Origin of the sequence: Streptomyces sp. NBC_01465, from assembly GCF_036227325.1 — a bacterium.
In the GTDB taxonomy this organism is placed as follows: Bacteria; Actinomycetota; Actinomycetes; order Streptomycetales; family Streptomycetaceae; genus Streptomyces.
This window is the reverse complement of the sequence record NZ_CP109467.1, coordinates 4,944,394-4,966,822: the sequence shown is the minus strand read 5'-3', so window position 1 is coordinate 4,966,822 and position 22,429 is coordinate 4,944,394. Positions and strand designations below refer to the sequence as shown.

At 69.9% G+C, this 22,429-nt stretch carries 20 protein-coding genes; 6 read left to right on the top strand and 14 right to left on the bottom strand.

The window, feature by feature from the left end; translation table 11 throughout:
• Positions 1-24: 24 nt before the first annotated feature.
• Positions 25-504, top strand: a complete 480-nt coding sequence (gene mscL / locus OG707_RS23525; RefSeq protein ID WP_329121441.1) for a large conductance mechanosensitive channel protein MscL — start codon at positions 25-27, stop codon at positions 502-504.
• A 1-nt stretch (position 505) separates the two neighbouring features.
• Here the strand turns inward: mscL and OG707_RS23520 are convergent, their stop codons facing one another.
• The 9 genes from OG707_RS23520 to pflB form a co-directional block, all read right to left on the bottom strand.
• Complete coding sequence (locus OG707_RS23520; protein WP_329121440.1) at positions 506-706, bottom strand: hypothetical protein; 201 nt, start codon at positions 704-706, stop codon at positions 506-508.
• Positions 707-728: 22 nt separating this feature from the next.
• Positions 729-2,156 (bottom strand): NarK family nitrate/nitrite MFS transporter, encoded by a 1,428-nt coding sequence (locus tag OG707_RS23515; protein ID WP_443071375.1) that lies wholly within the window; start codon positions 2,154-2,156, stop codon positions 729-731.
• Positions 2,153-2,521 (bottom strand): hypothetical protein, encoded by a 369-nt coding sequence (locus tag OG707_RS23510; protein ID WP_329121436.1) that lies wholly within the window; start codon positions 2,519-2,521, stop codon positions 2,153-2,155. Before OG707_RS23510 ends, OG707_RS23515 begins: the two co-directional genes overlap by 4 nt.
• A complete protein-coding gene (locus OG707_RS23505; protein ID WP_329121434.1) occupies positions 2,518-3,186 on the bottom strand; it encodes a Rieske (2Fe-2S) protein in 669 nt (222 codons plus the stop codon). The genes OG707_RS23510 and OG707_RS23505 overlap by 4 nt, the downstream gene beginning before the upstream one ends.
• Entirely contained in the window at positions 3,183-3,782 is a 600-nt protein-coding gene (locus OG707_RS23500; RefSeq protein WP_329121432.1) for a 4Fe-4S dicluster domain-containing protein, read from the bottom strand. The genes OG707_RS23505 and OG707_RS23500 overlap by 4 nt, the downstream gene beginning before the upstream one ends.
• An 8-nt stretch (positions 3,783-3,790) precedes the next feature.
• Complete coding sequence (locus tag OG707_RS23495; protein WP_443071374.1) at positions 3,791-6,082, bottom strand: molybdopterin oxidoreductase family protein; 2,292 nt, start codon at positions 6,080-6,082, stop codon at positions 3,791-3,793.
• On the bottom strand, positions 6,079-7,212 hold the full coding sequence (locus tag OG707_RS23490; protein WP_443071373.1) for an MFS transporter: 1,134 nt from the start codon (positions 7,210-7,212) through the stop codon (positions 6,079-6,081). Before OG707_RS23490 ends, OG707_RS23495 begins: the two co-directional genes overlap by 4 nt.
• Positions 7,213-7,278: 66 nt before the next feature.
• Positions 7,279-8,109 (bottom strand): pyruvate formate-lyase-activating protein, encoded by an 831-nt coding sequence (pflA, locus tag OG707_RS23485; protein WP_329121431.1) that lies wholly within the window; start codon positions 8,107-8,109, stop codon positions 7,279-7,281.
• A 97-nt stretch (positions 8,110-8,206) separates the two neighbouring features.
• A complete protein-coding gene (gene pflB / locus OG707_RS23480; protein ID WP_329121430.1) occupies positions 8,207-10,465 on the bottom strand; it encodes a formate C-acetyltransferase in 2,259 nt (752 codons plus the stop codon).
• 182 nt (positions 10,466-10,647) lie between these two features.
• Here pflB and OG707_RS23475 point away from each other — a divergent pair, with 182 nt between their 5' ends.
• The 4 genes from OG707_RS23475 to OG707_RS23460 all read left to right on the top strand — a co-directional run bounded on the left by OG707_RS23475 (position 10,648) and on the right by OG707_RS23460 (position 14,516).
• Positions 10,648-11,820 (top strand): low temperature requirement protein A, encoded by a 1,173-nt coding sequence (locus tag OG707_RS23475; protein ID WP_443071372.1) that lies wholly within the window; start codon positions 10,648-10,650, stop codon positions 11,818-11,820.
• Positions 11,817-12,845, top strand: coding sequence for a P1 family peptidase (locus OG707_RS23470; RefSeq protein ID WP_329121427.1), 1,029 nt, complete (start codon positions 11,817-11,819; stop codon positions 12,843-12,845). Before OG707_RS23475 ends, OG707_RS23470 begins: the two co-directional genes overlap by 4 nt.
• Positions 12,846-12,997: 152 nt before the next feature.
• Positions 12,998-13,723, top strand: a complete 726-nt coding sequence (locus tag OG707_RS23465) for a DUF6227 family protein (protein WP_329121425.1) — start codon at positions 12,998-13,000, stop codon at positions 13,721-13,723.
• Positions 13,724-13,835: 112 nt separating this feature from the next.
• Positions 13,836-14,516 (top strand): VC0807 family protein, encoded by a 681-nt coding sequence (locus tag OG707_RS23460; RefSeq protein ID WP_329121423.1) that lies wholly within the window; start codon positions 13,836-13,838, stop codon positions 14,514-14,516.
• Positions 14,517-14,530: 14 nt separating this feature from the next.
• On the opposite strand, the gene OG707_RS23455 is transcribed toward OG707_RS23460, so the two are convergent.
• The 4 genes from OG707_RS23455 to OG707_RS23440 form a co-directional block, all read right to left on the bottom strand.
• On the bottom strand, positions 14,531-16,588 hold the full coding sequence (locus OG707_RS23455; RefSeq protein ID WP_329121421.1) for a PTS fructose transporter subunit IIABC: 2,058 nt from the start codon (positions 16,586-16,588) through the stop codon (positions 14,531-14,533).
• Positions 16,585-17,538 (bottom strand): 1-phosphofructokinase, encoded by a 954-nt coding sequence (gene pfkB / locus OG707_RS23450; protein WP_329121419.1) that lies wholly within the window; start codon positions 17,536-17,538, stop codon positions 16,585-16,587. Before pfkB ends, OG707_RS23455 begins: the two co-directional genes overlap by 4 nt.
• Positions 17,535-18,296: a DeoR/GlpR family DNA-binding transcription regulator gene (locus OG707_RS23445; protein ID WP_329121417.1), complete on the bottom strand. Its 762-nt coding sequence runs from the start codon at positions 18,294-18,296 to the stop codon at positions 17,535-17,537. Before OG707_RS23445 ends, pfkB begins: the two co-directional genes overlap by 4 nt.
• A 450-nt stretch (positions 18,297-18,746) precedes the next feature.
• On the bottom strand, positions 18,747-20,261 hold the full coding sequence (locus OG707_RS23440) for an MFS transporter (RefSeq protein ID WP_329121415.1): 1,515 nt from the start codon (positions 20,259-20,261) through the stop codon (positions 18,747-18,749).
• A 61-nt stretch (positions 20,262-20,322) separates the two neighbouring features.
• Here OG707_RS23440 and OG707_RS23435 point away from each other — a divergent pair, with 61 nt between their 5' ends.
• Positions 20,323-21,303 (top strand): helix-turn-helix transcriptional regulator, encoded by a 981-nt coding sequence (locus OG707_RS23435; RefSeq protein WP_329121413.1) that lies wholly within the window; start codon positions 20,323-20,325, stop codon positions 21,301-21,303.
• A 61-nt stretch (positions 21,304-21,364) separates the two neighbouring features.
• On the opposite strand, the gene OG707_RS23430 is transcribed toward OG707_RS23435, so the two are convergent.
• Positions 21,365-22,345 carry a sigma-70 family RNA polymerase sigma factor gene (locus OG707_RS23430; protein ID WP_329121411.1) on the bottom strand — a complete coding sequence of 327 codons (981 nt, stop codon included), beginning with the start codon at positions 22,343-22,345 and terminating at the stop codon, positions 21,365-21,367.
• Positions 22,346-22,429 lie beyond the last annotated feature (84 nt).

Here is a 22,429-nt window from a genome sequence, read left to right as displayed (position 1 = left end):
ATCGCGACTGGGAAGAGGTGCTCTGTGACGAGCGAGGAAAAGACGAGCCTGCTGGAAGGCTTCAAGGCCTTCCTGACGCGGGGGAACGTGGTCGACCTGGCGGTGGCCGTCGTGATCGGTGCCGCGTTCACGTCAGTGATCAACTCGGTCGTCACCAATGTGATCAACCCGGTGGTGGGCGCGTTCGGCACGAGCAATCTGGACGGCTACCGCGCCTGTCTCAAGGGCCCCTGTGTCGCGGATGCGGCCGGCAACGTGAGCGGCGTGTACATCGGCTGGGGCGCGGTCCTCAGCGCCGTCATCTCCTTCATCGCGACGGCCGCCGTCGTGTACTTCCTGATGGTGCTGCCGATGGCCAAGTACCTGGCCAGGAAGGCCAACAAGGAGAAGTCCACGATGAAGGAAGCCGTGCAGGAGACGATCGAGGTCACCGAGCTCGAGGTGCTGAAGGAGATCCGCGACTCGCTGGTCGCCCAGGGCGGACCGGGTCGCGCCACCCCGTAACTCAGAGGTGGTGGGGCGGCTTCTCGTCGAGGAAACGCGCCAGGTCGGCGGCGCTGCTGTCGCCGCCGGACGGGCGCTCGCCCCACCCCTGGTCCGTGTCGTCCGAGGACTGCTGGTCCATCGGATCGTCGAAGTCCAGCCGGGGCTTGGGCCTGGGGCCGGGCTTCGGTTCGGGGGCCGGGGTGGGGGCGGTGGCGCTCATCTCTCCAGGGTACGGCGCCGGGTCAGCTCGGCGCCTCGGCGCCCTTACGGGCGTAGAACCACCAGCAGACCGCCAGGCAGGTGGCGTAGAAGACGATGAAGCACCAGAGCGAACTGGTGATGGCGAAGTTGGCGAACATCGCGGGGATGAAGAAGAAGCCGTAGGCGGCGATGGCGGAGCTGAAGCCGACGACGGCGCCCGCTTCCATCTCCGACTGCTTCAGCGCCTGCGGCTCGCTCTCCGACTCGGCCCGCAGCGGGCCCTTCGTGTGCTGGTCCCGGAAGATCACCGGGATCTGGCGGAAGGTGGATCCGTTGCCGAGTCCGGAGAAGAAGAAGGCGAACAGGAAGCCTCCGTAGAAGACCCAGAAGTTGCCGTCGTCGCCGCCGGAGGGCAGGGCATTGATGACGACGACCAGCGAGACGGCCATGCCCACGAAGGACAGCATGGTGACGCGCGCGCCGCCGATCTTGTCCGAGAGCCAGCCTCCGGCCCAGCGCATGAGGGCGCCGATGAAGGGCCCGACCCAGGCGTAGGTGGTGGCCGAGTAGGCCGAGTCGATCGGGGTGAACGTCGTCTTGATCAGGTTGGGCAGCGCCGAGGCGAAGCCGATGAACGAGCCGAAGGTGCCGACGTAGAGCCAGGTCATCAGCCAGTTGTGCTTGCGCTTGAAGATGATCTTCTGCTGGCTGAAGGGGGCGGCCGCGACCTTCAGGTCGTTCATCAGGAACCAGGCCATCAGGGCGAGGACCACCAGGATCGGCACCCAGAGGAAGGCGCCGTTCTGTAGCCAGACGTCGTCGCCGTTCTTGGCGCTGGTGAGGGGTCCGCCGGCCGGAGCTCCCAGGATGGCCGCGGTGACGACGAGCGGGGCGACGAGCTGGACGACCGAGACGCCGAGGTTGCCCAGGCCGCCGTTGATGCCGTTGGCGTTGCCCTTCTCCTTCTTGGGGAAGAAGAAGCCGACGTTGGCCATGGAGGAGGCGAAGTTCGCGCCGCCGATGCCGCAGACCGCGGCGATCAGCGCCATCTCCCAGTACGGGGTGGAGGTGTCCTGCAGGGCGAAGCCCAGCCAGAGCAGCGGCCCGATCAGGATGAACGTGGAGAACGCGGTGAACTTGCGCTCGCCGAAGATCGGCCCGATGAACGTGTAGAGGATGCGGAAGGTGCCGCCGGTGATGCCGGGGATCGCCGTCAGCCAGAACGCCTGCGAGTCGCTGTAGGTGAAGCCGACGTCGCTGAGCTGGACGACGGTGACCGACCAGACCTGCCAGACGACGAAGGCCAGCATCAGCGCCGGTACGGAGACCCAGAGGTTCCGGTTGGCGACCTTGCGTCCGGTGGAGTTCCAGAAGTTCTCGTCCTCCGGGCGCCAGTCGGTGATCGTCGAGCCGGGGCGGTAGGTGTCCGTGCCGGCGGGTGGGGTGGGTGCTGTGGTGCTCACGTTCATCGGTCCTTCGGGTCGAGGCGCCAGAGTGCGAGGACGACGAGGAAGGAGAGGCAGAGGAAGCCGACGCCCCACCAGGCGGTCCCGGTGTGGCCCTCCATCCAGGAGTCGACGGTCACGGTGAGCGCCCAGAGCTGGCCGACCACGACGGTCATGGCCAGGACGAGGCGGGCGGTCAGCCGGGCGGAGCGTTCCGGCTCCTGGTCGGTTCCTGCGCCCGGGCCCGGGCCCGTGTGCCGGACGCGCGGATCGCCGTAACCGCTGGTCGCGCGGATCTGCGGGTAGCGCTCGGTGACCGGGCGGTTGAGCCTCGGCTCGGCGCTGCCGGGGTGGTAGTCGGGCCGGGGCGGCGGCTGGGTCCCGCTCATCGCGCCTCACCCCGCTCCTGCGGCTGCAGGGCGTTGCCGCGGCAGCCGAGGCGGCCGGCCGTCGCGGAGTCCGACGCCTTGAACTCGCGGCACAGGGCGTCCCTGGTGGACTCCCCCGAGCGGGCGGTGGCGACGGCCCAGACACTGCCGTCGGCCTCCTCGGTCAGGAGGACCCTGGGCAGCGGACGGGGCGGCGGGCCCGCGGTGACCTCGCCGGTGCGGGCGTCGAAGACTCCCTCGTGGCAGGGGCAGTACAGCTCGCCCTCGCTCCCCCGCTCCTTGCGCCACAGGACGGCGCAGGCGAGGTGGGTGCAGATCGCGGAGTAGCCGGCGAGGGTGCCGTCCGTGAGGCGCACCGCCACGGCGCGGTCCTCCTCGCCGGGGTAGCGGAAGGAGACGGATTCGCCGGGCAGCAGGCGGTCGGTGACCTTCTTGGGGTCGGGGACGCCTTCGCTGTCGCCGTGCCGGGGCAGGATTCCGGCGGCCACACCCACGCCTCCGACGGCGAGGCCGCCGGAGACGGTGGCGACGATCCGGAGGTAGTCGCGGCGGGTGGTGAGGGAGTCGGCGCTGATCCGGTCGCGGAGCGCCTCGTGGGCGGCGTCGGGCTGGGGGTGCGGGTCGCCGCCGGGCGGCTGGGCGGGGGGCTGTTCGGTGACGCTCAACGGACGTCGACTCCATTCACCTCGACGACCGGGAGCCCGCCGGGCACCGGCCACTGGACCTTGTCTGCGGGGACGACCATCGCGACGCCGGTTTTGACGACCACGTCGCCGAAGGCGAAGGAGTCGGCGACCTGGACGCCGGGGCGCTCCGCCTGGAGCTCTTCGAGCGTTCCGTAGAAGAGCGCTCCGGTCGGGCAGACCGTGGCGCACATGGGGGCCAGACCGTAGGCCGTGCGGTCGTAGCAGAGGTTGCACTTCATCTGCAGCTTCGCCTGGAGGTCGATCTTGGGGACGCCGAAGGGGCAGGCGTTGACGCAGTTGGAGCAGCCGATGCAGCGCGTGGTGTCGGCCTGCTGCACGACCCCGTCGGCGGTGATGAGGATCGCGTCGGCGGGACAGACCTCGGCGCACGGGGCGACGGGGTCCTCGCAGTGCATACAGACCGTGGGGAGGGAGGCGACGGACTGGCCGGGGTCGGTGTAGTCGAGGTGGATCATCGACTTGCCGCGGTGGGAGTCGCATTCGCGGCAGGCCGAGACGCAGGCCTGGCAGCCGATGCAGCGGCCCGGATCGATGAAGATCGTTTTACCCATCATGGCGGGGCTCAGCTCCTGTCTGCGGTGCCGCGGCCCTGCGGGGACGTCGGCGGCAGGGGGTCGGTGCGCGAGACCTGGGTCTCCGGGTAGGCCTGGTGGCCCGGCGCGGTGGGGGGTGCGGGGACTTCGTCGATCCGGTCGGCGGCCTCGATGCGGCAGGCGCAGACCTTGTACTCGGGGATCTTGGAGCGGGGGTCCAGGGCGTCGATGGTGAGCGCGTTGGCGGCGGTGGGGACCGGCCAGTGGTACGGGATGAAGACGGTGTCGGGGCGGATCGCCTCGGTGACCAGGGCGGGGAAGACCTCGCTGCCGCGACGGGTGACGACCCGGACGGGGTCGCCGGACTTGAAGCCGTGCGAGGGGTGGACCTCGACCCAGGGGCGCGGGGTCTGTTCGACGAGGCCGCCGAGCCTGCGGGTCTGGTTGCCGGAGAGGAAGTGGGCCACGGTGCGGCCCGTGGTGAGGGACATCGGGTGGTCGTCGTCGTACGGGTCCATGGGCGCGTGCCAGTCGACGACCTGCATGTGGATCGTGCCGTCGGGGTGGTACGTGCGGCCGTCCTCGAAGAGGCGGGGGGTGCCGGGGTGGTCGGTGGAAGGGCAGGGCCAGGCGATGCCGCCGGTCTCCTCCAGGCGCTCGTAGGTGATGCCGTAGTAGTCGTTGACCGTGCCCGCGGAGGCGACGCGCAGCTCCTCGAAGACCGATCGGGAGTCGGGGAAGGCGAACTTGTCGCCGGCGCCGAGGCGGCGGGCCAGTTCGCAGATCACCCAGGTGTCGGTGCGCACCCCTGCGGGCGGCTCCTGCGCCTTGTTGTGCTTGACGACGCGGGCCTCGGCGTTCGCCATGACGCCCTCGTCCTCGGCCCAGGTGGTGACGGGGAAGACGACGTGGGCGTTGGCCGCGGTCTCGGAGAGGAAGAAGTCGAACTGGGCGTGGAACTCGGCGGTGTCGTAACCGTCCTTGACCACCGCGTAGTTGGGGAGGGAGACGAACGGGTTGTTGCAGATCCCGATGAGGCCGCGGATCTCGCGGCGCTGCATCTGCCAGATCATCTCCATCATCGAGGTGCCTGCGGTGGGGAGTTCGGACTCCTCGATGCCCCAGATCTCGCAGATCTGGCGGCGGTGCTCCTCGTTGAGGATGGAGCGGCCGCCGGGGAGGAGGTCGGACTTCTGGCCGTGTTCGCGGCCGCCCTGGCCGTTGCCCTGGCCGGTGATCGTGCCGTAGCCGGCGCCCGGTTTGCCGATGTTGCCGGTGGCGGCGCAGAGGTTGATGACGGTGAGGCAGTTCTCGACGCCTTGGGAGTGGTGCTCGATCCCTCGGGCGTGCCAGGCCATCGCTTTGTCGGCCGCCGCGAAAGTGCGGGCCACCTGGACGACCTGCGATGCGGGGATGCCGCAGATCTCGGCGGCGCGCTCGGGGGTGTACTCGGCGACCTTGGCCTTGACCTCGTCCCAGCCGGTGCAGTGGGCGGCGAGGAAGTCCTCGTCGGTGAGGTTCTCCTTGACGATCACGTGGAGGACCGCGTTGAAGAACGCCGCGTCCGTGCCGGGCTTGAGCGCGACGTGGATGTCGGCGGTGCGCGCGATCGCCGTCTCGCGCGGGTCGATGACGATCAGGCTCGCACCCCGGTCGCGGGCGCCCCAGAGGTACTGGGTCATCACCGGGAAGCACTCGCCGACGTTGGAGCCCGCGATGAGCAGGCAGTCGGTGAGGAGGATGTCGGAGAAGGGGTTGCCCGCCCGGTCGATGCCGAAGGCGAGTTTGTTGGCGCCTGCCGCGCTGACCATGCAGAGGCGGCCGTTGTAGTCGACGTGCTTCGACTTGAGGGCGATGCGGGCGAACTTGCCGACCAGGTACGTCTTTTCGGAGAAGAGGCTCGCGCCGCCGAGGAGGCCGAACGCGTCGTTTCCGTACGCTGACTGGATGCGCTTGATCTCCGAGACCGTGAAGTCCAGGGCCTCGTCCCAGGAGACCTCGCGGAACTCCTCGTCGCGGGAGCGGCGCATCAGCGGGGCGGTGAGCCGGTCGGGGTGGTTGACCTGCTGGTAGGCGTTGATGCCCTTGGGGCACAGGCGCATTCGGTTGATGTCGTGGTTGCGCGGCTCCACGCCGAAGACCTTGCCGCCCTTGTCGACGCGCAGATACATCCCGCACTGCACCCCGCAGAAGCAGCAGTGGGTGGGGACGAGGGTCTCGCCGTTCTGGTCGGCGTGCCACTTGTCGGCCGGGATGCCGCCCGCGTCACGGAAGTTGCGCGTTCCGGGAGGCGCGAGGGACGGGTCGAGCGGGATCGTCACTTGAAGCCCTTCTTCACCTGGGTGAGGTAGGCGCTGCCGCGCAGCACCCGCTTGCAGCGCGGGCAGTACTCGGCCCACTGGTCGAAGTCGAGGTCGAGGTCGCGCATGGTGGAGCGGAGGTTCTCGACGTACGGGCCCGTGTCGACCGGCTCCTGGCAGCGGCGGCAGTGGAAGACCTGCTCGTCCTGGCGGGCCGTGTACTTGAAGAGCTGCATCCCGACCGCCGCGGGCCGCTGGACGATGTGGAAGAACTTCCCGAACGGGATGTAGATCAGCGTGAAGACCACCGAGACCATGTGCATGATCGCCAGGAACTCGTAGCCGCCGCCGTGCAGGAAGAGCGACGAGAAGGTCAGGAGCAGGCCCGTCACGGAGACGACGATGAGCGCGATCAGCGGCACCAGGTCGTAGGCGAAGCGCTGTCCTGTCATCGCGCCGCGGTCCTTCATCCGCCGCCACAGGAAGTACGCGGCCCCCGGGATGACCAGCACGGCCGCGATGTCCAGGCCGTGGAACATCAGCCAGCCGATGACGCTGGAGGAGTCGTAGCCGAGCACCTTGAAGCCGAAGATCCGCATCTCGTAGCCCGGGCCCGCGCCGGTGGACGAGGTGAAGGTGAACCAGCCCCAGATGAGCGGGAAGGTGATCGCGGCGGCCAGCAGGCAGCCCCAGAACATCAGCTGGTGGGCCGCCCAGCGGGCGTGCGAGCGCGCGCCGAGGAACTTCTGGAAGCCGAGGTAGGTGGCGATCATCTTCGGCAGGGCGGTGGGGGCCTTGCGGAAGTTCTCCGCCGAGAAGAGGCTGCCCCAGCCCTTGCGGAAGAGGCGGCGGGCGCCGGGGGCCGAGATCCACACCGTGTAGCGGTAGGCGACGCCGAAGGCGAGGAAGACGGAGGCGACGGCGTACGGAAGGAGCGCCGAGTCGAAGTTCTCCAGGAAGCGGCTGCCCAGCACGATCGCCACGACCAGAAGCAGCGAGACCGCCACGCCCACGAGCGTGGCCTTCGTGGCTACGGAACGGGGCGCGGCGGCCTGCGGTGCGGGCGGCCCGGGAGGCAGGGGCGGTGCGGGCGGCACGTCCGGGGCGGACGGAGGCGGTGGTGCGGCGGGGGGTGCTGGCGGCTCGGTCACCCCGCCACTTTAGGAATTACGCCCGTTTTGTGCTGTTTTTAGGGGACAGACGGGTGGCTGGTTCATTCAGATGGCTTGCAGCCCGTGTCCCGCGAAGATCGACTTGGCCGCCGCGACCTGGTCCGGTGTCGGCGACGAGGTGTCGTGGAGCGTGAACTCCTTGCCGAGCGCCTCCCACTTCGACTCGCCCAGCTTGTGGAAGGGCAGCACGTCGACCCGGGAGACATTGCCGAGGGATGCGGCGAAGGCGGCGACGCCGTCGACGTTCTCGGGATCGTCCGTCAGCCCCGGGACCAGGACGAAGCGGACGTGCACTTCCTTGTCCAGGTCGGCCAGGCGGCGGGCGAAGTCCAGGGTCGGCTGCAGATCGCGGCTGGTGACCTTGGTGTACGTGGCGGGGTTCCAGGACTTGATGTCGAGGAGGACCAGGTCCACGTCGCGCAGCATCGCGTCGGTGGCCCGCGCACCCAGGAAGCCCGAGGTGTCGAGGGCGGTGTGCAGGCCCAGCTCGTGCTTGTACCGGTGGAAGAGCTCACCGGCGAAGACCGGCTGGAGCAGCGGTTCGCCGCCGCTGATGGTGGCCCCGCCGCCCGAGGCGCTGATGAAGGTCGTGTACTTGGCGGCTTCGGCGACCATCGCGTCGGCCGTGGTGCGCTTGCCGTTGAGCATCTTCATCGTGTCGGGGTTGTGGCAGTACAGACAGGACAGCGGGCAGCCGGCGAGGAACGTGACAAAACGCGTCCCCGGGCCGTCGAGACCGGTCGACAGGTCCCACGAGTGCACCGACCCGGTGATCGGGCGGCGGGTGGCGGCCCCGGCGGGCGTGACGGCGTCCGATTCGGCCTCGGTGGGCGGGTGGCCCACGGGGATCTCGGATCCCAGCAGTACGGCGGTCATGGCAGGACCTCCTGGCCTCAACGGTATGACCTGATGGACGGCACCGCAGCCCGGGACCGGTGCGAGGAAGCGCGGCCCCGGGCTGCGGAGATTGCGGCTAGAGAGAGCCGTGGAAGGTGCGGTTGATGACGTCCAGCTGCTGTTCGCGGGTGAGGCGTACGAAGTTCACCGCGTACCCCGAGACCCGGATGGTGAGCTGCGGGTAGTTCTCCGGGTGCTCCATGGCGTCCTGGAGGGTCGCCTTGTTCAGGACGTTCACGTTCATGTGGAAGCCCTTGCTCGCCATGAACCCGTCCAGCACGCCCGCCAGGTTCCCGACGCGCTCCTCGGGGCTGCGGCCCAGCGCGTCCGGGGTGATCGTGTTGGTCAGCGAGATGCCGTCCTCGGCGTCGTCGTACGGCAGCTTCGCGACCGACAGGGCGGAGGCGATGTAGCCGTGCTCGTCGCGCCCGTTCATCGGGTTGGCGCCCGGCGCGAACGGGGCGCCGGAGCGGCGGCCGTCGGGGGTGTTGCCGGTCTTCTTGCCGTAGACGACGTTCGAGGTGATCGTCAGCACCGACTGGGTGTGGACCGCGTCGCGGTACGTCGGGTGCTTGCGGATCTTCTGCATGAAGTCGTGGACCAGGCCGCGGGCGATGTCGTCGGCGCGGTCGTCGTTGTTGCCGTAGGCGGGGTACTCGCCGTCGATCTCGTAGTCGACCGCCAGACCCGTCTCGTCGCGTACGACCTTGACCTTCGCGTACTTGATCGCGGAGAGGGAGTCCGCGGCGACCGAGAGGCCGGCCACGCCGCACGCCATGGTGCGCAGGATCTCGCGGTCGTGGAGCGCCATCTCGATGCGCTCGTACGCGTACTTGTCGTGCATGTAGTGGATGACGTTGAGGGAGTGGACGTACGTCTTCGCCAGCCACTCCAGCATCGCGTCGTACTGCGCCGCGACCGTCTCGTAGTCGAGGATCTCGTCGGTGAGCGGCTCGAAGCCCTTCACCACGGTCTTGCCGGACTTCTCGTCGCGGCCGCCGTTGATCGCGTACAGCAGCGCCTTGGCGAGGTTCACGCGGGCGCCGAAGAACTGCATCTGCTTGCCGACGGCCATCGCGGAGACGCAGCACGCGATCGCGGTGTCGTCGCCGTACTTCGGGCGCATCAGCTCGTCCGACTCGAACTGCAGGGCCGAGGTGTCGATGGCGACCTTGGAGGCGAAGTCCTTGAATCCCTTGGGGAGTTCCTTCGACCAGAAGACGGTGAGGTTCGGCTCGGGGGCCGGGCCCAGGTTGTAGAGCGTCTGCAGCGCGCGGAACGTGGTGCGCGAGACGAGCGGGCGGCCGTCGGCGCCGATGCCGGCCATCGACCAGGTGACCCAGGTCGGGTCGCCGGAGTACAGCTCGTTGTACTCGGGGGTGCGCAGGAAGCGGACGATGCGGAGCTTGACGACGAAGTCGTCGATGAACTCCTGCGCCTGCTCCTCGGTGAGGACGCCGTTGTCGATGTCGCGCTGGAGGTAGATGTCGAGGAAGTTGTCGATGCGGCCGATCGACATGGCCGCGCCGTTCTGCTCCTTGACCGCCGCGAGGTAGGCGAAGTACAGCCACTGGACGGCTTCGCGGCCGTTCGTGGCGGGGCGCGAGATGTCGTAGCCGTAACTGGCCGCCATCGCCTTGAGCTCGCCGAGCGCCCTGATCTGCTCGGAGGTCTCCTCGCGGTCGCGGATGACGTCCGCGGTCGCCCACTCCTCGCCGAGGGCGGCCTTGTCGGCCTCCTTCTCGGCGATCAGGCGGTCGATGCCGTAGAGCGCGACCCGGCGGTAGTCGCCGATGATGCGGCCGCGGCCGTACGCGTCGGGGAGGCCCGTGATGATGCCGGACGAGCGGCAGGCGCGGATCTCGGGGGTGTACGCGTCGAAGACCCCCTCGTTGTGGGTCTTGCGGTACTTGGTGAAGATCTCGCGGATCTCGGGGTCGGCCTCGTAGCCGTACGCGTTGAGGGCGCCCTCGACCATGCGCCAGCCGCCGTTGGGCATGATGGCGCGCTTGAGGGCTCCGTCGGTCTGCAGGCCGACGATGAGGTCGAGCTTCTCGTCGATGTAGCCGGGCTTGAATCCGGCGATGGTCGACGGGGTCTTCACGTCGACGTCGTAGATGCCCTTGGCGATCTCGTCGGGGAACATCCCGAGGAGCCTGTTCCAGACGGCGGTGGTGCGCTCGGTGGGGCCTGCGAGGAAGGAGTCGTCACCCTCGTACGGGGTGTAGTTCTGCTGGATGAAGTCACGGACGTCGATGGCGTCCCGCCACAGCCCGCCTTCGAAGCCGTCCCAGGCTTCCCCGTTGGTCCTCGGCTCTGCAGCGGCTGCAGTCATGGCCCGCACGCACCTTCCGGTTCGTCGCATTCGTCGTGCTCTTCTTCTCCTCCATTCCACTCCTGTACGGGAGGTCCCGCAGCCCGCAATGGTCCTCGTTCCGGTACCGAAGGTCCCGCCGGGCTGGCGTTTCAACCGGGACTTAGGGCCCCCGGGCCCCCGTCTCTGATGTCCTTGGCCCCATGCCGCTCACACCGCGCCTGATGACCGCACGCTCACGCGACGAGGTGCACCGCGCCTCGACCCCGCTGGAGCTCTTCTTCGACCTGTGTTTTGTGGTCGCCGTCGCCCAGGCGGGTGGTCGGCTCGTCCATGCGCTGGCCGCCGGGCACACCGGGGAGGGCATCGTCCACTACCTCATGATCTTTTTCGGGATCTGGTGGGCTTGGATGAATTTCACCTGGTTCGCGAGCGCCTACGACATCGACGACACCCTCTACCGGGTCGTCACGCTGGTCCAGATCGCCGGAGTCCTGGTGCTCGCCGCCGGGGTGCCGCGCGCCTTCGACGACTCCGACTACCGCCTTGTGGTCGCCGGGTACCTGGTCATGCGCCTCGCTCTCTGCAGCCAGTGGGTGCGGGCAGGGCTCTCCGAAACCGACCCGGGCGCCCGCAGGACGGCGCTGCGGTACGCGGGCGGGGTGGCGCTCTGCCAGGCGGGCTGGGTGGTGGTGCTGCTCGTCCTGGACGCGGGGCCCTTCGGCTTCGCCGCCATGGCGGTCGCGGAGATGCTGGTGCCGTGGTGGGCCGAGCGCACGTCGAAGTCGCCGTGGCACCCCGGGCACATCGCCGAGCGGTACGGGCTCTTCACGCTGATCGTGCTCGGTGAGACGGTCGCGGCGGCGACGGTTGCCGTACAGGAGGCGATGGACGAGCACGAGGCGCTGGGCGAGCTGCTGCCGATCGCGGGCGGCGGGCTGCTGATCGTCTTCGCCGCCTGGTGGATCTACTTCGCGGTGCCGATCCACGAGTATCTGGCGAACGCGAGGAGCGGATTCCTGTGGGGGTACGGGCACTTCCTCGTCTTCGGGTCGGCGGCCGCGATCGGGGCGGGTCTTGAAGTCGCGGTGGAGCAGGCCGTGGGCAAGGCGGAGATCTCGGTGCGGGCCGCTTCGGCGGCGGTGACGATTCCGGCCGCGGTGTTCCTGCTGACGGTGTGGGCGCTGCACGCGCGGCACTTCAAGCGGACCGTCGCGCAGCAACTGACGCTCCCTGTATCGGCGTTGGCGGTCCTCGCGTCGACGTTCGCCGGAGACCGGGCGGTTCTGGTGGCGGGGCTGGTGGCCGCGGTGACCGTGGCGGTCGGGGTGACGCTGTCCTCGCGGCAGGCTCCGGAAGCAGAATCGGCCGTATGACAACAGCAGACGCAGTCACCGATGTGCCGGGGATCCGGGTCGGCCACGCGCGCGTGCCCGGCGAGCGCGCGCTGAGCGGCACCACCGTCGTGCTCGCCCCCGAGGGCGGCGCGGTCGCCGGTGTGGACGTGCGCGGCGGCGGGCCCGGTACGCGCGAGACGGACGCCCTCGATCCGCGCAACCTCGTCGAGCGGGTGGACGCCGTCGTGCTGACGGGCGGCAGCGCGTACGGGCTCGACGCGGCGTCCGGGGTGATGGCCTGGCTGGAGGAGCAGGGGCGCGGCTTCCCGCTCGGGCCCGGGGTCGTGCCGGTGGTCCCCGGTGCGTGCCTCTTCGACCTGGGGCGCGGCGGCGACTGGCGGGCGCGGCCCGACGCGTCGACGGGGCGGGCGGCCGTGGAAGCCGCCGCCCGTACGGGAGTTGGGGCGGTGGTCGAGGAGGGGAACGTCGGAGCGGGTACGGGAGCCGTCGCGGGCGGCATGAAGGGCGGCGTCGGCACGGCGAGCGTCACCACCGCGTCCGGGGCGGTCGTCGGCGCGCTGGCCGTCGTCAACGCGGTCGGCTCTCCGGTCGATCCGCTGACGGGCGTGCTGTACGGGGAGTACGGCGGCCGGGAGCGGCCCGCGTACCCGGACTCGGAGCTCCACGCGACGGCGCAGAGGCGCCTGGCCGAGGCGCGCGCCGCGAACACGCGCCCCCAGCTCAACACCACGATCGCCGTCGTCGCCACCGACGCCGTACTCACCCGCCCCCAGGCCCAGAAGCTCGCAGGCACCTCGCACGACGGCCTCGCCCGCGCGGTGCGCCCCGTCCATCTGATGCACGACGGCGACACCGTCTTCACCCTCGCCACCTGCACCGGAACAGCGCCCGACCCGCTCGCGCTCAACGAGATCCTGGCGGCGGGCGCGGACGCGCTGGCGCGTGCGGTGGCGAAGGCGGTGCGGGCGGCGCGGACCGTCGAGGGGCAGGGCGGCACGTTCCTCGCGTACCGCGATCTCTACGACCTGCCAGACCTCTCCTGACCTGTACTGACATACAGGGCAAGGGAATTGACGGGGCGTACGGGAACTTCGCGTGCGCCCCCGCTCGTTTCCGGAACCCAGACCCCATTGTCAGACCCAGGAGCTACGTTAAGTCCAACAGTCGTAACAAGCCGCGACGGCCTGGAGTCACCTTGAGCGATCCGTACGAGACAACCGAGGAGCACCTCGCGAAGCTCCTCGGTCGCGCCCTCAACTCCTTCGAACTGCCCGACGCCACCGTCGGGCGCCTCGACTCCGCGCTGGCGCACAGCACTTCGCTGCACTCCTCCCACCACAGCTCCCTGTCCGGGCTGCACCGCGAGACCTACCGCCATTCGTTCCTGCTCGCCGACGGCAGCCATCTCGTCCTCTGGGAGATGGTCCACAACACCGAGCACGAGCTGTACGCGGCGGAAGAAGAGGCCCGCCTCGCCGCCTCGCGCGTGCGCGCCGGCTATCCGCTGGAGGCGGCCTCCCCCGAGGAGGAGCCCGACGCCGCCGACCTGGAGATCCTCAGGTCGCTGATGTCCGCGCCCCCGATGGAGATCCCCCGGGTGTACGTACCGGACAACTCCGCGGACCACGCCCGCCGTGTCCTGCGCCGCGCGGAGAACGCGGACCGGCCGGGCGAGACGACCGCGCGGCTGCTGCGGCGCGCCTTCGCCCACGAGATCATCCAGGCCTTCGGCGCGGGCTGCTTCTTCGAGTCCACGGGCTTCACGCTGTACGAGCACGCGTTCCTGCTGCTCGACGGCAGCGAGATCAGCCTCTGGGAGGTCGAGCACACGGCGACGCCCGACGGCCGCCACATGTGCGAGGTGTACGAGACGGAGGACGCGGCCCGCGACGCGATGGAGCACCGCTCGCGGGTGCGCTGACCTGCCGGGACCGGCTTGGTCAAGATCTTCCCAAGTGGCGGAAGCGTCCCGCGCCCCATGGTTCGCTTCCGCCGACCACGGCGAACTGCCGTTCGGGGGAAGGGAATCGACCATGCGAAGAACCAACGTACTGACGGTCTGGGGACCGACGGTCCTGTTCAGCATCCTGCTGCCCTGGATCACGTACGGAATGCTCACCGACCACGGGGTGCACGAAGTCCCGGCCCTGCTGCTCATCTCCTGCTGGCCCCTGGTGGAGCTGGCCGTCTTCTTCGGGATCCACCGGCGCGTGGACGAGTTCTCCATGCTGATCCTGATCACGCTGGTCCTGGGGGCGCTCAGCGCACTCGCGTACAACAGCGCGAAACTGCTCTTCCTCAAGGACTCCGCGCTGACCGGACTGCTCGGCGTCGCGTTCCTGGTCAGCCTGGCGCTGAAGCGGCCGCTGATCTTCTACTTCGGCCGGAAGTTCGGCACGGACGGGACGGCCGAGGGAGTCGCCGACTGGAACGCCATGTGGGACAAGTACCCCGGCTTCCGCACCACGCAGCGGAGGCTGACGATCGTGTGGGGTGTGGCGTTCCTGCTGGAGGCCGGGGTGAAGGCGGCTCTGGTGTACGTCCTGGACACCGACACGATGGTCGGCGTCTCCAATGTGCTGCCGTTCGTGGTGCTCGGGCTGCTGATGGTGCACACGATCCGTACGGGCCGGAAGGGACGGGCCCGCAGGGCGGCAACGGAGGCGGCGGAGGCGCAGCCCCTGGGGGCCACACCTCCGCCGTCCGAAGCCTGATCACGCCCTGAGGCTCAGGCCGCCACCGGGACCTTGGCCTCGTCCGGGGCCGGGACCTGGTCGGCGGCCGTCTCGGGGGCCGCCTTGCGCATCCCCTTGAGCAGGATGACGAGCGCGGCCGAGACCGCCGTACCGGCGACGATCGCCAGCAGGTAGAGGAACGGGTTCCCGATCAGCGGGACCACGAAGATGCCGCCGTGCGGGGCGCGCAGGGTGCAGCCGAAAGCCATCGACAGGGCGCCGGTGACCGCGCCGCCCGCCATGCAGGCCGGGATCACGCGCAGGGGATCGCCCGCGGCGAAGGGGATCGCGCCCTCCGTGATGAAGGAGGCGCCGAGCACCCAGGCCGCCTTGCCGTTCTCCCGCTCGGTCTTGGTGAAGAGGCGTCCGCGTACGGTCGTGGCCAGCGCCATCGCGAGCGGCGGGACCATTCCGGCGGCCATCGTCGCGGCCATCACCTTGAGCGAACCGTCGGTCGGGTTGGCGAGGCCGCCGACCGCAAAGGCGTACGCGACCTTGTTGAGCGGGCCGCCGAGGTCGAAGCACATCATCAGGCCGAGGATGACGCCGAGGATGATCGCGTTGGCTCCGGAGAGGCCGTTGAGCCAGTCGGTCAGGGCCCCTTGGAGCTTGGCGATGGGTTTGCCGACGACCATGAACATCAGGAAGCCGACGACTGCTGTGGAGATCAGTGGGATCACCACGACCGGCATCACACCGCGCAGGGGCGCCGGGATCCTGACCTTCTGGATGGCCATGACGATCGCGCCCGCCATCAGACCCGCGACCAGACCGCCGAGGAAGCCCGCGTTGATCGCGACGGCGATCGAGCCGCCGACGAAGCCGGGGACCAGACCTGGCCGGTCGGCCATTCCGTACGCGATGTAGCCCGCCAGGACCGGGACCAGGAAGGCGAAGGCGAGGCCGCCGATCTGGAAGAGCAGCGCCGCCCAGCTGGTGGAGTCCGTCCAGATGAAGTGCTCCATCACGGAGGGGGCCTTGTCGACCTTGTAGCCGCCGATGGCGAAGCCGAGAGCTATGAGGAGGCCACCTGCGGCGACGAACGGGACCATGTAACTGATACCGGACATCAGCCACTTGCGGAGCTTGGTGCCGTAGCCGTCGTCGCCTTCGCCTGCCGCTTCGACGGGGCTCGGCTTTCCGGCTTCGGTGATCTCGCCGCGGGCTGCCTTGCCGCGTACCTCGGCGATGAGCTCGGCCGGGCGGTTGATTCCGGCCTTCACGCCGACGTCGACGGTGGGCTTTCCGGCGAACCGTTCCTTCTCACGGACCGGGACGTCGTGCGCGAAGATCACGGCGTCCGCGGCGGCGATGGCGGCGGGGTCGAGGCGGGTGAAGCCGGCTGAGCCCTGGGTTTCCACGGTGAGCTCTACGCCTGCGGCGCGGCCCGCGTTTTCGAGGGACTCGGCTGCCATGTAGGTGTGGGCGATGCCGGTGGGGCAGGAGGTGACGGCCACGATGCGGAACGGTGCGGCGGGGGTGGGTGCGGCCTCCTGTTCGGGGGCTCCGCCCCCGGGCCCCCGCTCCTCAATCGCCGGAGGGGCTTGATTTTGCCCGGCGTGGGCTTGAATTGGCTCGGGTTGAGTTGACTCAGCTTGAGTTGGGTTGTCGCCGCTGATCAGGGCCGCCGCCTGCGTCGCGTCCGGCGCGTTCCTCAGCGCCGTCGTGAACTCCTCGTTCATCAGCTGGCGGGCCAGTGACGACAGGATCGTCAGGTGTGCGTCGTCCGCTCCCGCCGGGGCCGCGATCAGGAAGATCAGGTCCGCCGGGCCGTCCGGGGCGCCGAAGTCGATGCCCTGTGCGCTACGGCCGAAGGCCAGCGTCGGCTCCGTGACATGGGCGCTGCGGCAGTGCGGGATGCCGATGCCGCCGTCCAAGCCCGTCGGCATCTGGGCCTCGCGGGCCGCGACGTCGGCGAGGAAGCCGTCCAGGTCGGTGACCCGGCCGAGAGCGACCATGCGTTCCGCGAGTGAACGGGCCGCCTCCTGCTTGGTGTTGGCGGTCGCGTCCAGGTCGAGGTCGACCAGGGCCGCAGTGATCATCTCGCTCATCGGGGGCTCCCTTGCTCCGTCAGTACGCGGTCGAGCGGAACCTCTGCGGTCAGGGTGACCGCTGCCAGGTCCAGGTCTTGGGGGGCCGGCATCACGCTGCCGGGGAGTTGAACGGCCGCCGCCCCGTGGGCGACCGCCGCGCGCAGGGCGTCGGGGCCCGTGCCGCCGGCCGCCAGGAACCCGGCCAGCGAGGCGTCGCCGGCGCCGACGTTGCTTCGTACGGTCTCCACGGGGGCGCTCGCGAAGTACGTGCCGTCCTCCGCCACCAGCAGCTGGCCGTCCGCACCGAGGCTGGCCAGTACGGCGGCCGCGCCCAACTCCCGTAGCTCCTCCGCCGCCTTGACCGCGTCGCCGACCGTGGCGAGGGGGCGGCCGACGGCCTGGGCGAGTTCGTCGGCGTTGGGCTTGACGACGTCGGGGCGTTCGGGGAGGGCCGCGAGGAGGGAGGGGCCCGAGGTGTCGAGGGCGATACGGACGCCCGCACCGTGGGCCCCGGCCACCAGGGCCGCGTACCACTCGGGCGCGAGGCCCGGGGGGAGGCTGCCGCAGCAGGCGATCCAGTCGGCGGCGGCGGAGTGCGTGCGGATGGTGGAGAGCAGCAACTCGGACTCGGCGGCGGTCAGTTCGGGGCCTGTCGCGTTGATCTTGGTGAGGGTGCCGTCGGGTTCGGCGACGGAGATGTTCGAGCGGGTGTGGCCGGCCACCGGGACCTGGGCCACCTCGATGCCCTCCGCGGCGAGGAGTTCGGCGACGAGCGCGCCGGGGGCGCCGCCCAGCGGGAGGACCGCGACCGTGCGGTGGCCCGCGGCGGCGACGGCACGCGAGACGTTGACGCCCTTGCCGCCCGGGTCCATCCGGTCGGTGGTGGCGCGGAGCACCTCGCCGCGTTCCAGGGCCGGGACCTCGTAGGTGCGGTCCAGGGACGGGTTGGGGGTGACGGTGAGGATCATGCGCGTACGACCTCCGTGCCGGCCGCCTCGATGGCGGCGGCGTCCTGGGGGCTGAGGTGGGTGTCGGTAATGAGCAGGTCGACCTGGGAGAGGTCGCCGAAGCGGGCGAAGTGCTCCTGGCCGTACTTGGCGGAGTCCGCGAGGAGGACGACGCGGCGGGCTGCGGCGAGGACGGCACGCTTCACGGCTGCTTCGGCGAGGTCGGGGGTGGTGAGGCCGTGATCGGGTGAGAAGCCGTTGGCGCCGACGAAGACGACGTCGGCGCGGATCTCGCCGTACGCACGGAGCGCCCAGGCGTCGACCGCGGCGCGGGTGCGGTTGCGGACACGGCCGCCGACCAGGTGGAGGTCGATGCCGGGGTGGTCGGCGAGGCGGGCGGCGACCGGGAGGGCGTGGGTAACGACAGTCAGGTCGCAGTCGAGAGGGAAGACGTTCGCGAGGCGTGCGACCGTCGAGCCCGCGTCGAGGATAACGCTGCCCTCGGAGGGGAGTTCGGCGATCGCGGCCTGCGCGATGCGGTCCTTCTCGTCGGCGGCGGTCGACTCGCGCTCGGCGAGGTCCGGCTCGAAGTCGAGGCGGCCTGCGGGGATGGCGCCGCCGTGGACCCGGCGGAGGAGGCCCGCGCGGTCGAGGGCCTTGAGGTCGCGGCGGACGGTCTCGGCGGTGACCTGGAACTCGTCCGCGAGGGAGAGGACGTCCACGCGGCCGCCCTCGCGGGCGAGGCGCAGGATCTCCTGGTGGCGCTCCGTTGCGTACATGTGGGTTTACGTCCGTTCAGTGCCCGAACCCGTTGATTAATCGCTAGATTACGGGGTCGTGGCGCGGAAGTAAACGCAATCGGGCACGATCGGGCAGGGTCGGGCTTTTTCGGGGCGTTGGTCCCGGGGGGCGTGGGTCGGACGACCGGGTCCGGGGCGGACCTGCGCCCGCTGGCAGATTTCCCCCACCCCGCCCCTTCCCGAGACTGGGGCTCCCGCCCCAGACCCCGGGCCCCGGTAAGCGGGGGCTTCGCCCCCTGCACCCCCGTAAGCGACCTTCGGCCGCTTGTCCTCAATCGCCGGACGGGCTGAGTATGCACGACTGGGCTCGATTTCTGCGGGCTCGTACAACCCGCAGAAAACGAGCCCACATCAAGGCAAATCAAGCCCCTCCGGCGATTGAGGAGCGGGGTCTGGGGCGGAGCCCCAGTGGCCCCGCCCCACCTCCGCTCAGTGCGTGAGCACCGGCTCCTGCGGCATCTCGTCCGCGACCGCCGCCTCCTCCGCCCCCAGCTTCGGCTTCTTCGGGAGTGCGAACATCACCACGAAGATCACCGCGAGCACCGCCACGACCCACCACAGCGAGTCCATGAACGCGTTCGCGAACGTCGGCTCGATCTCCGTCGGCACCAGGTGGTCGCTGATCGAGCCGAAGAAGACCACCGACACCAGGCCGAGACCCAGCGCATTGCCCATCTGCTGCACCGTGTTGATCAGCCCCGACGCCGAACCCGAGTGCCCCTTCGGGACCTCCGAGAGGACCGCGTCCGTCAGCGGGGCCACGATCAGGCCCATGCCCACGCCCATGACCACCAGCGGGAGCGCCATCTGCCAGGGGGCGATCGTCGCGCCGTAGCGGTCGACCTCCCAGATGTAGATCAGCAGGCCCGCGATCATCGTCAGCGCGCCCGCCTGGAGCACCTTCCGGCCGAAGCGCGGGACCAGCAGCTGCACCGACATGCCGGCCGCCGCCGAGACCGCGATCGAGAACGGGATGCCCGTCGTGCCCGCCTTCAGGGCGCTCCAGCCGAGGCCCATCTGCATGTACAGCGTCCAGACCAGGAAGAAGATGCCCAGCGCGATCCCGAAGGTCGTCTGCACCGCGATGCCCGCCGCGAAGCTCTTCACCTTGAACAACGACAGCTCGATGAGCGGCGAGCCGTCGCGGGCCGTCTTCTTCTTCTCGTACGCGACGAGACCCGCGATGACCACGAGGCTGCCCGCCATCATGGCGTAACCCCAGACCGGCCAGCCCAGCTCACGCCCCTGGATGAGCGGGAAGAGCAGCATCAGCAGGGCGACGATCACCAGGACCACGCCCACCAGGTCCAGTTTCAGCGCCTTCGGTGCCTTCGACTCGCTGATGAACTTCCGTCCAAGCAGCAGGCCCGCGATGCCGACCGGCAGGTTGATGAGGAAGATCGGGCGCCATTCCAGACCCGCGATGTTCCACTCGGTCAGCAGGGCGCCGAGCAGGGGGCCCATCACCGCGCCGAGGCCGACGACCGCGCCGAAGAGGCCGAAGACCTTGCCGCGCTCCTCCGCCGGGAACGTCGCGTGCACGATGGAGAGGACCTGCGGCACCATCATCGCGGCCATGCCGCCCTGCAGGATGCGCGAGGCGACCAGCATCTCCGGGTTGGCGGCGAAGCCGCAGAGCGCGGAGGCCAGGGTGAATCCCGATATGCCGAGCAGGAAGAGCTTCTTGCGGCCGTAGATGTCGCCGAGGCGGCCGCCGGTGATGAGCATCGCGGCGAACGCGAGCGCGTAGCCGGCGGTGATCCACTGGATCTGGCTGGACGTGGCGCCGGTGTCCTTCGTGATCGAGGGGATCGCGATGTTCACGATCGTCACGTCGACCAGGTCCATGAAGGCCGCGGTCATCACGATGGCGAGCGCGAACCACCTGCGGCGGTCAGAAGGGGCCGCCACCCCTGCAGGTGTTGCTGCTGGTGTTGAGGTCATGATGTGAAGATAGAGGGTGTGTAGGACAGGGTGTGTCCTAATTCGGCGGCATCCTGGATGCATGACGGACACTCCGGCACGGCTGCTGCAGCTCCTCTCCCTTCTCCAGACCCCTCGCGAATGGCCCGGCGGCGAGCTCGCCGACCGGCTCGAAGTGAGCCGGCGGACGGTACGGCGCGACATCGACCGGCTGCGGGACCTCGGCTATCCCGTCCAGGCGACGATGGGCTCCGAGGGCGGCTATCGGCTGGTCGCCGGGAAGGCCATGCCGCCTCTCGTACTGGACGACGAGGAGGCCGTCGCCATCGCGGTCGGGCTGCGGGCCGGCGCCGGGCACGCGGTCGAGGGGATCGAGGAGGCGTCGGTGCGGGCCCTGGCCAAGCTGGAGCAGGTGCTGCCCTCCCGGCTGCGGCACCGGGTCTCCACGCTCCAGGCCGCGACCATCCCGCTGACCAGCGGAGACGGCGCGACGATCCCGCCCGAGACGCTGACTGTGCTGGCGGGTACGGCGACGGGGCAGGAGCGGCTGCGGTTCGGGTACCGGTCGGGGGACGGGACGGAGACCAAGCGGCTCGTGGAGCCGTACCGCCTGGTGTCGACCGGGCGGCGCTGGTACCTCGTCGCGTACGACATCGACCGCGAGGACTGGCGCACCTTCCGCGTCGACCGGGTCAGCGAGCCCTTCGCGACGGGGGCGCGGTTCGCCCCGCGCGAGCTGCCGGTCGGGAGCGCCGCCGAGTATCTGCGCCGGTCGCTCTCCCGGGCCGGGCGGCAGGAGCAGGAGACCCTCGTGCTCGACATCACCTTCGAGGCGCCCGCCGACTTCGTGGCGGCCCGGCTGCCCCAGGGGCTCACCCCCGAGGTACTGGGCGAGCGGCGCTGCCGGCTGCGGGCCGAGGCGGCCGACTCGCTGGAGTGGCTGGCGGTACGGCTCGCTCTGGTGGACGCCGAGTTCACGGTGCACGAGCCGCCGCAACTGGTGGACCACCTGGCCGAGTTGGGCGCCCGGCTGAGCCGGGCGAGCACAGCAGGAGCCCCCTGACGCTGGGGGGTGTGCGTCAAGGGGCCCCGGTTCAAAGGGACTTCGCCCTGCGGGTGCGGTGTTACGCCGCCGCGTCGAAGCCCGTGTCGCGCGCCATCTTCTTCAGTTCGAGCAGGGCGTGCTTCTCGATCTGGCGGATCCGCTCGCGCGTCAGACCGTGCTCCTTGCCGACCTCGGTCAGCGTGCGCTCGCGGCCGTCCACGATGCCGTACCGCATCTTGATGATCGACGCGGTGCGACCGTCGAGCTTGCCGATCAGGTCGTCGAGCTCCTCGCTCCTGAGCAGCGTCATCACGGACTGCTCGGGAGAGACGGCCGAGGTGTCCTCCAGGAGGTCCCCGAACTGCGTCTCGCCCGCGTCGTCCACCGGCATGTTCAGCGAGACCGGGTCGCGCGCCCAGTCCAGTACGTCGGCGACCCGCTCGGGCTTCGTGTCCAGCTCGGCGGCGATCTCCGTGTGCTCCGGGTCGCGCCCGTGCTCGCGGTTGAACTCGCGCACGACGCGGCGGATGCGGCCCAGCTCCTCCACCAGGTGGACAGGGAGCCGGATCGTCCGCGACTGGTCCGCTATCGAGCGCGTGATGGCCTGGCGGATCCACCAGGTCGCGTACGTGGAGAACTTGAAGCCCTTCGCGTAGTCGAACTTCTCGACCGCGCGCACCAGGCCCGCGTTCCCCTCCTGAATCAGGTCGAGGAGCGGCAGACCGGCCCGCGGATAGCGGCGGGCGACGGCGACGACGAGGCGGAGGTTGGAGCGGATGAAGACGTCCTTGGCGCGCTCGCTCTCGGCGACGAGCGCCTCGAGCTCCTCGCGCGAGGCGCCGCCGCCGTCGCTCTCCACAGTGCCGTCGAGGATCTGCTGGGCGTAGACGCCCGCCTCGATGTCCTGCGAGAGCTCGACCTCCTTGGCGGCGTCGAGGAGGGGCGTACGGGCGATCTCGTCGAGGTACATGCCGACCAGGTCGCGGTCGGCGATCTCCCCGCCTACGGCGCGAACGCTGCTTGCCCGGTCGGTACGACGGGCGACGGCACGGGTTGCCATGCGTGCTCCCTAACGTGAGTAACGTGAGTGGGTCGCGATTCAGTGGCTTGTGCGGTGCGGACACCCTCCCGGGTGCCCTGCATC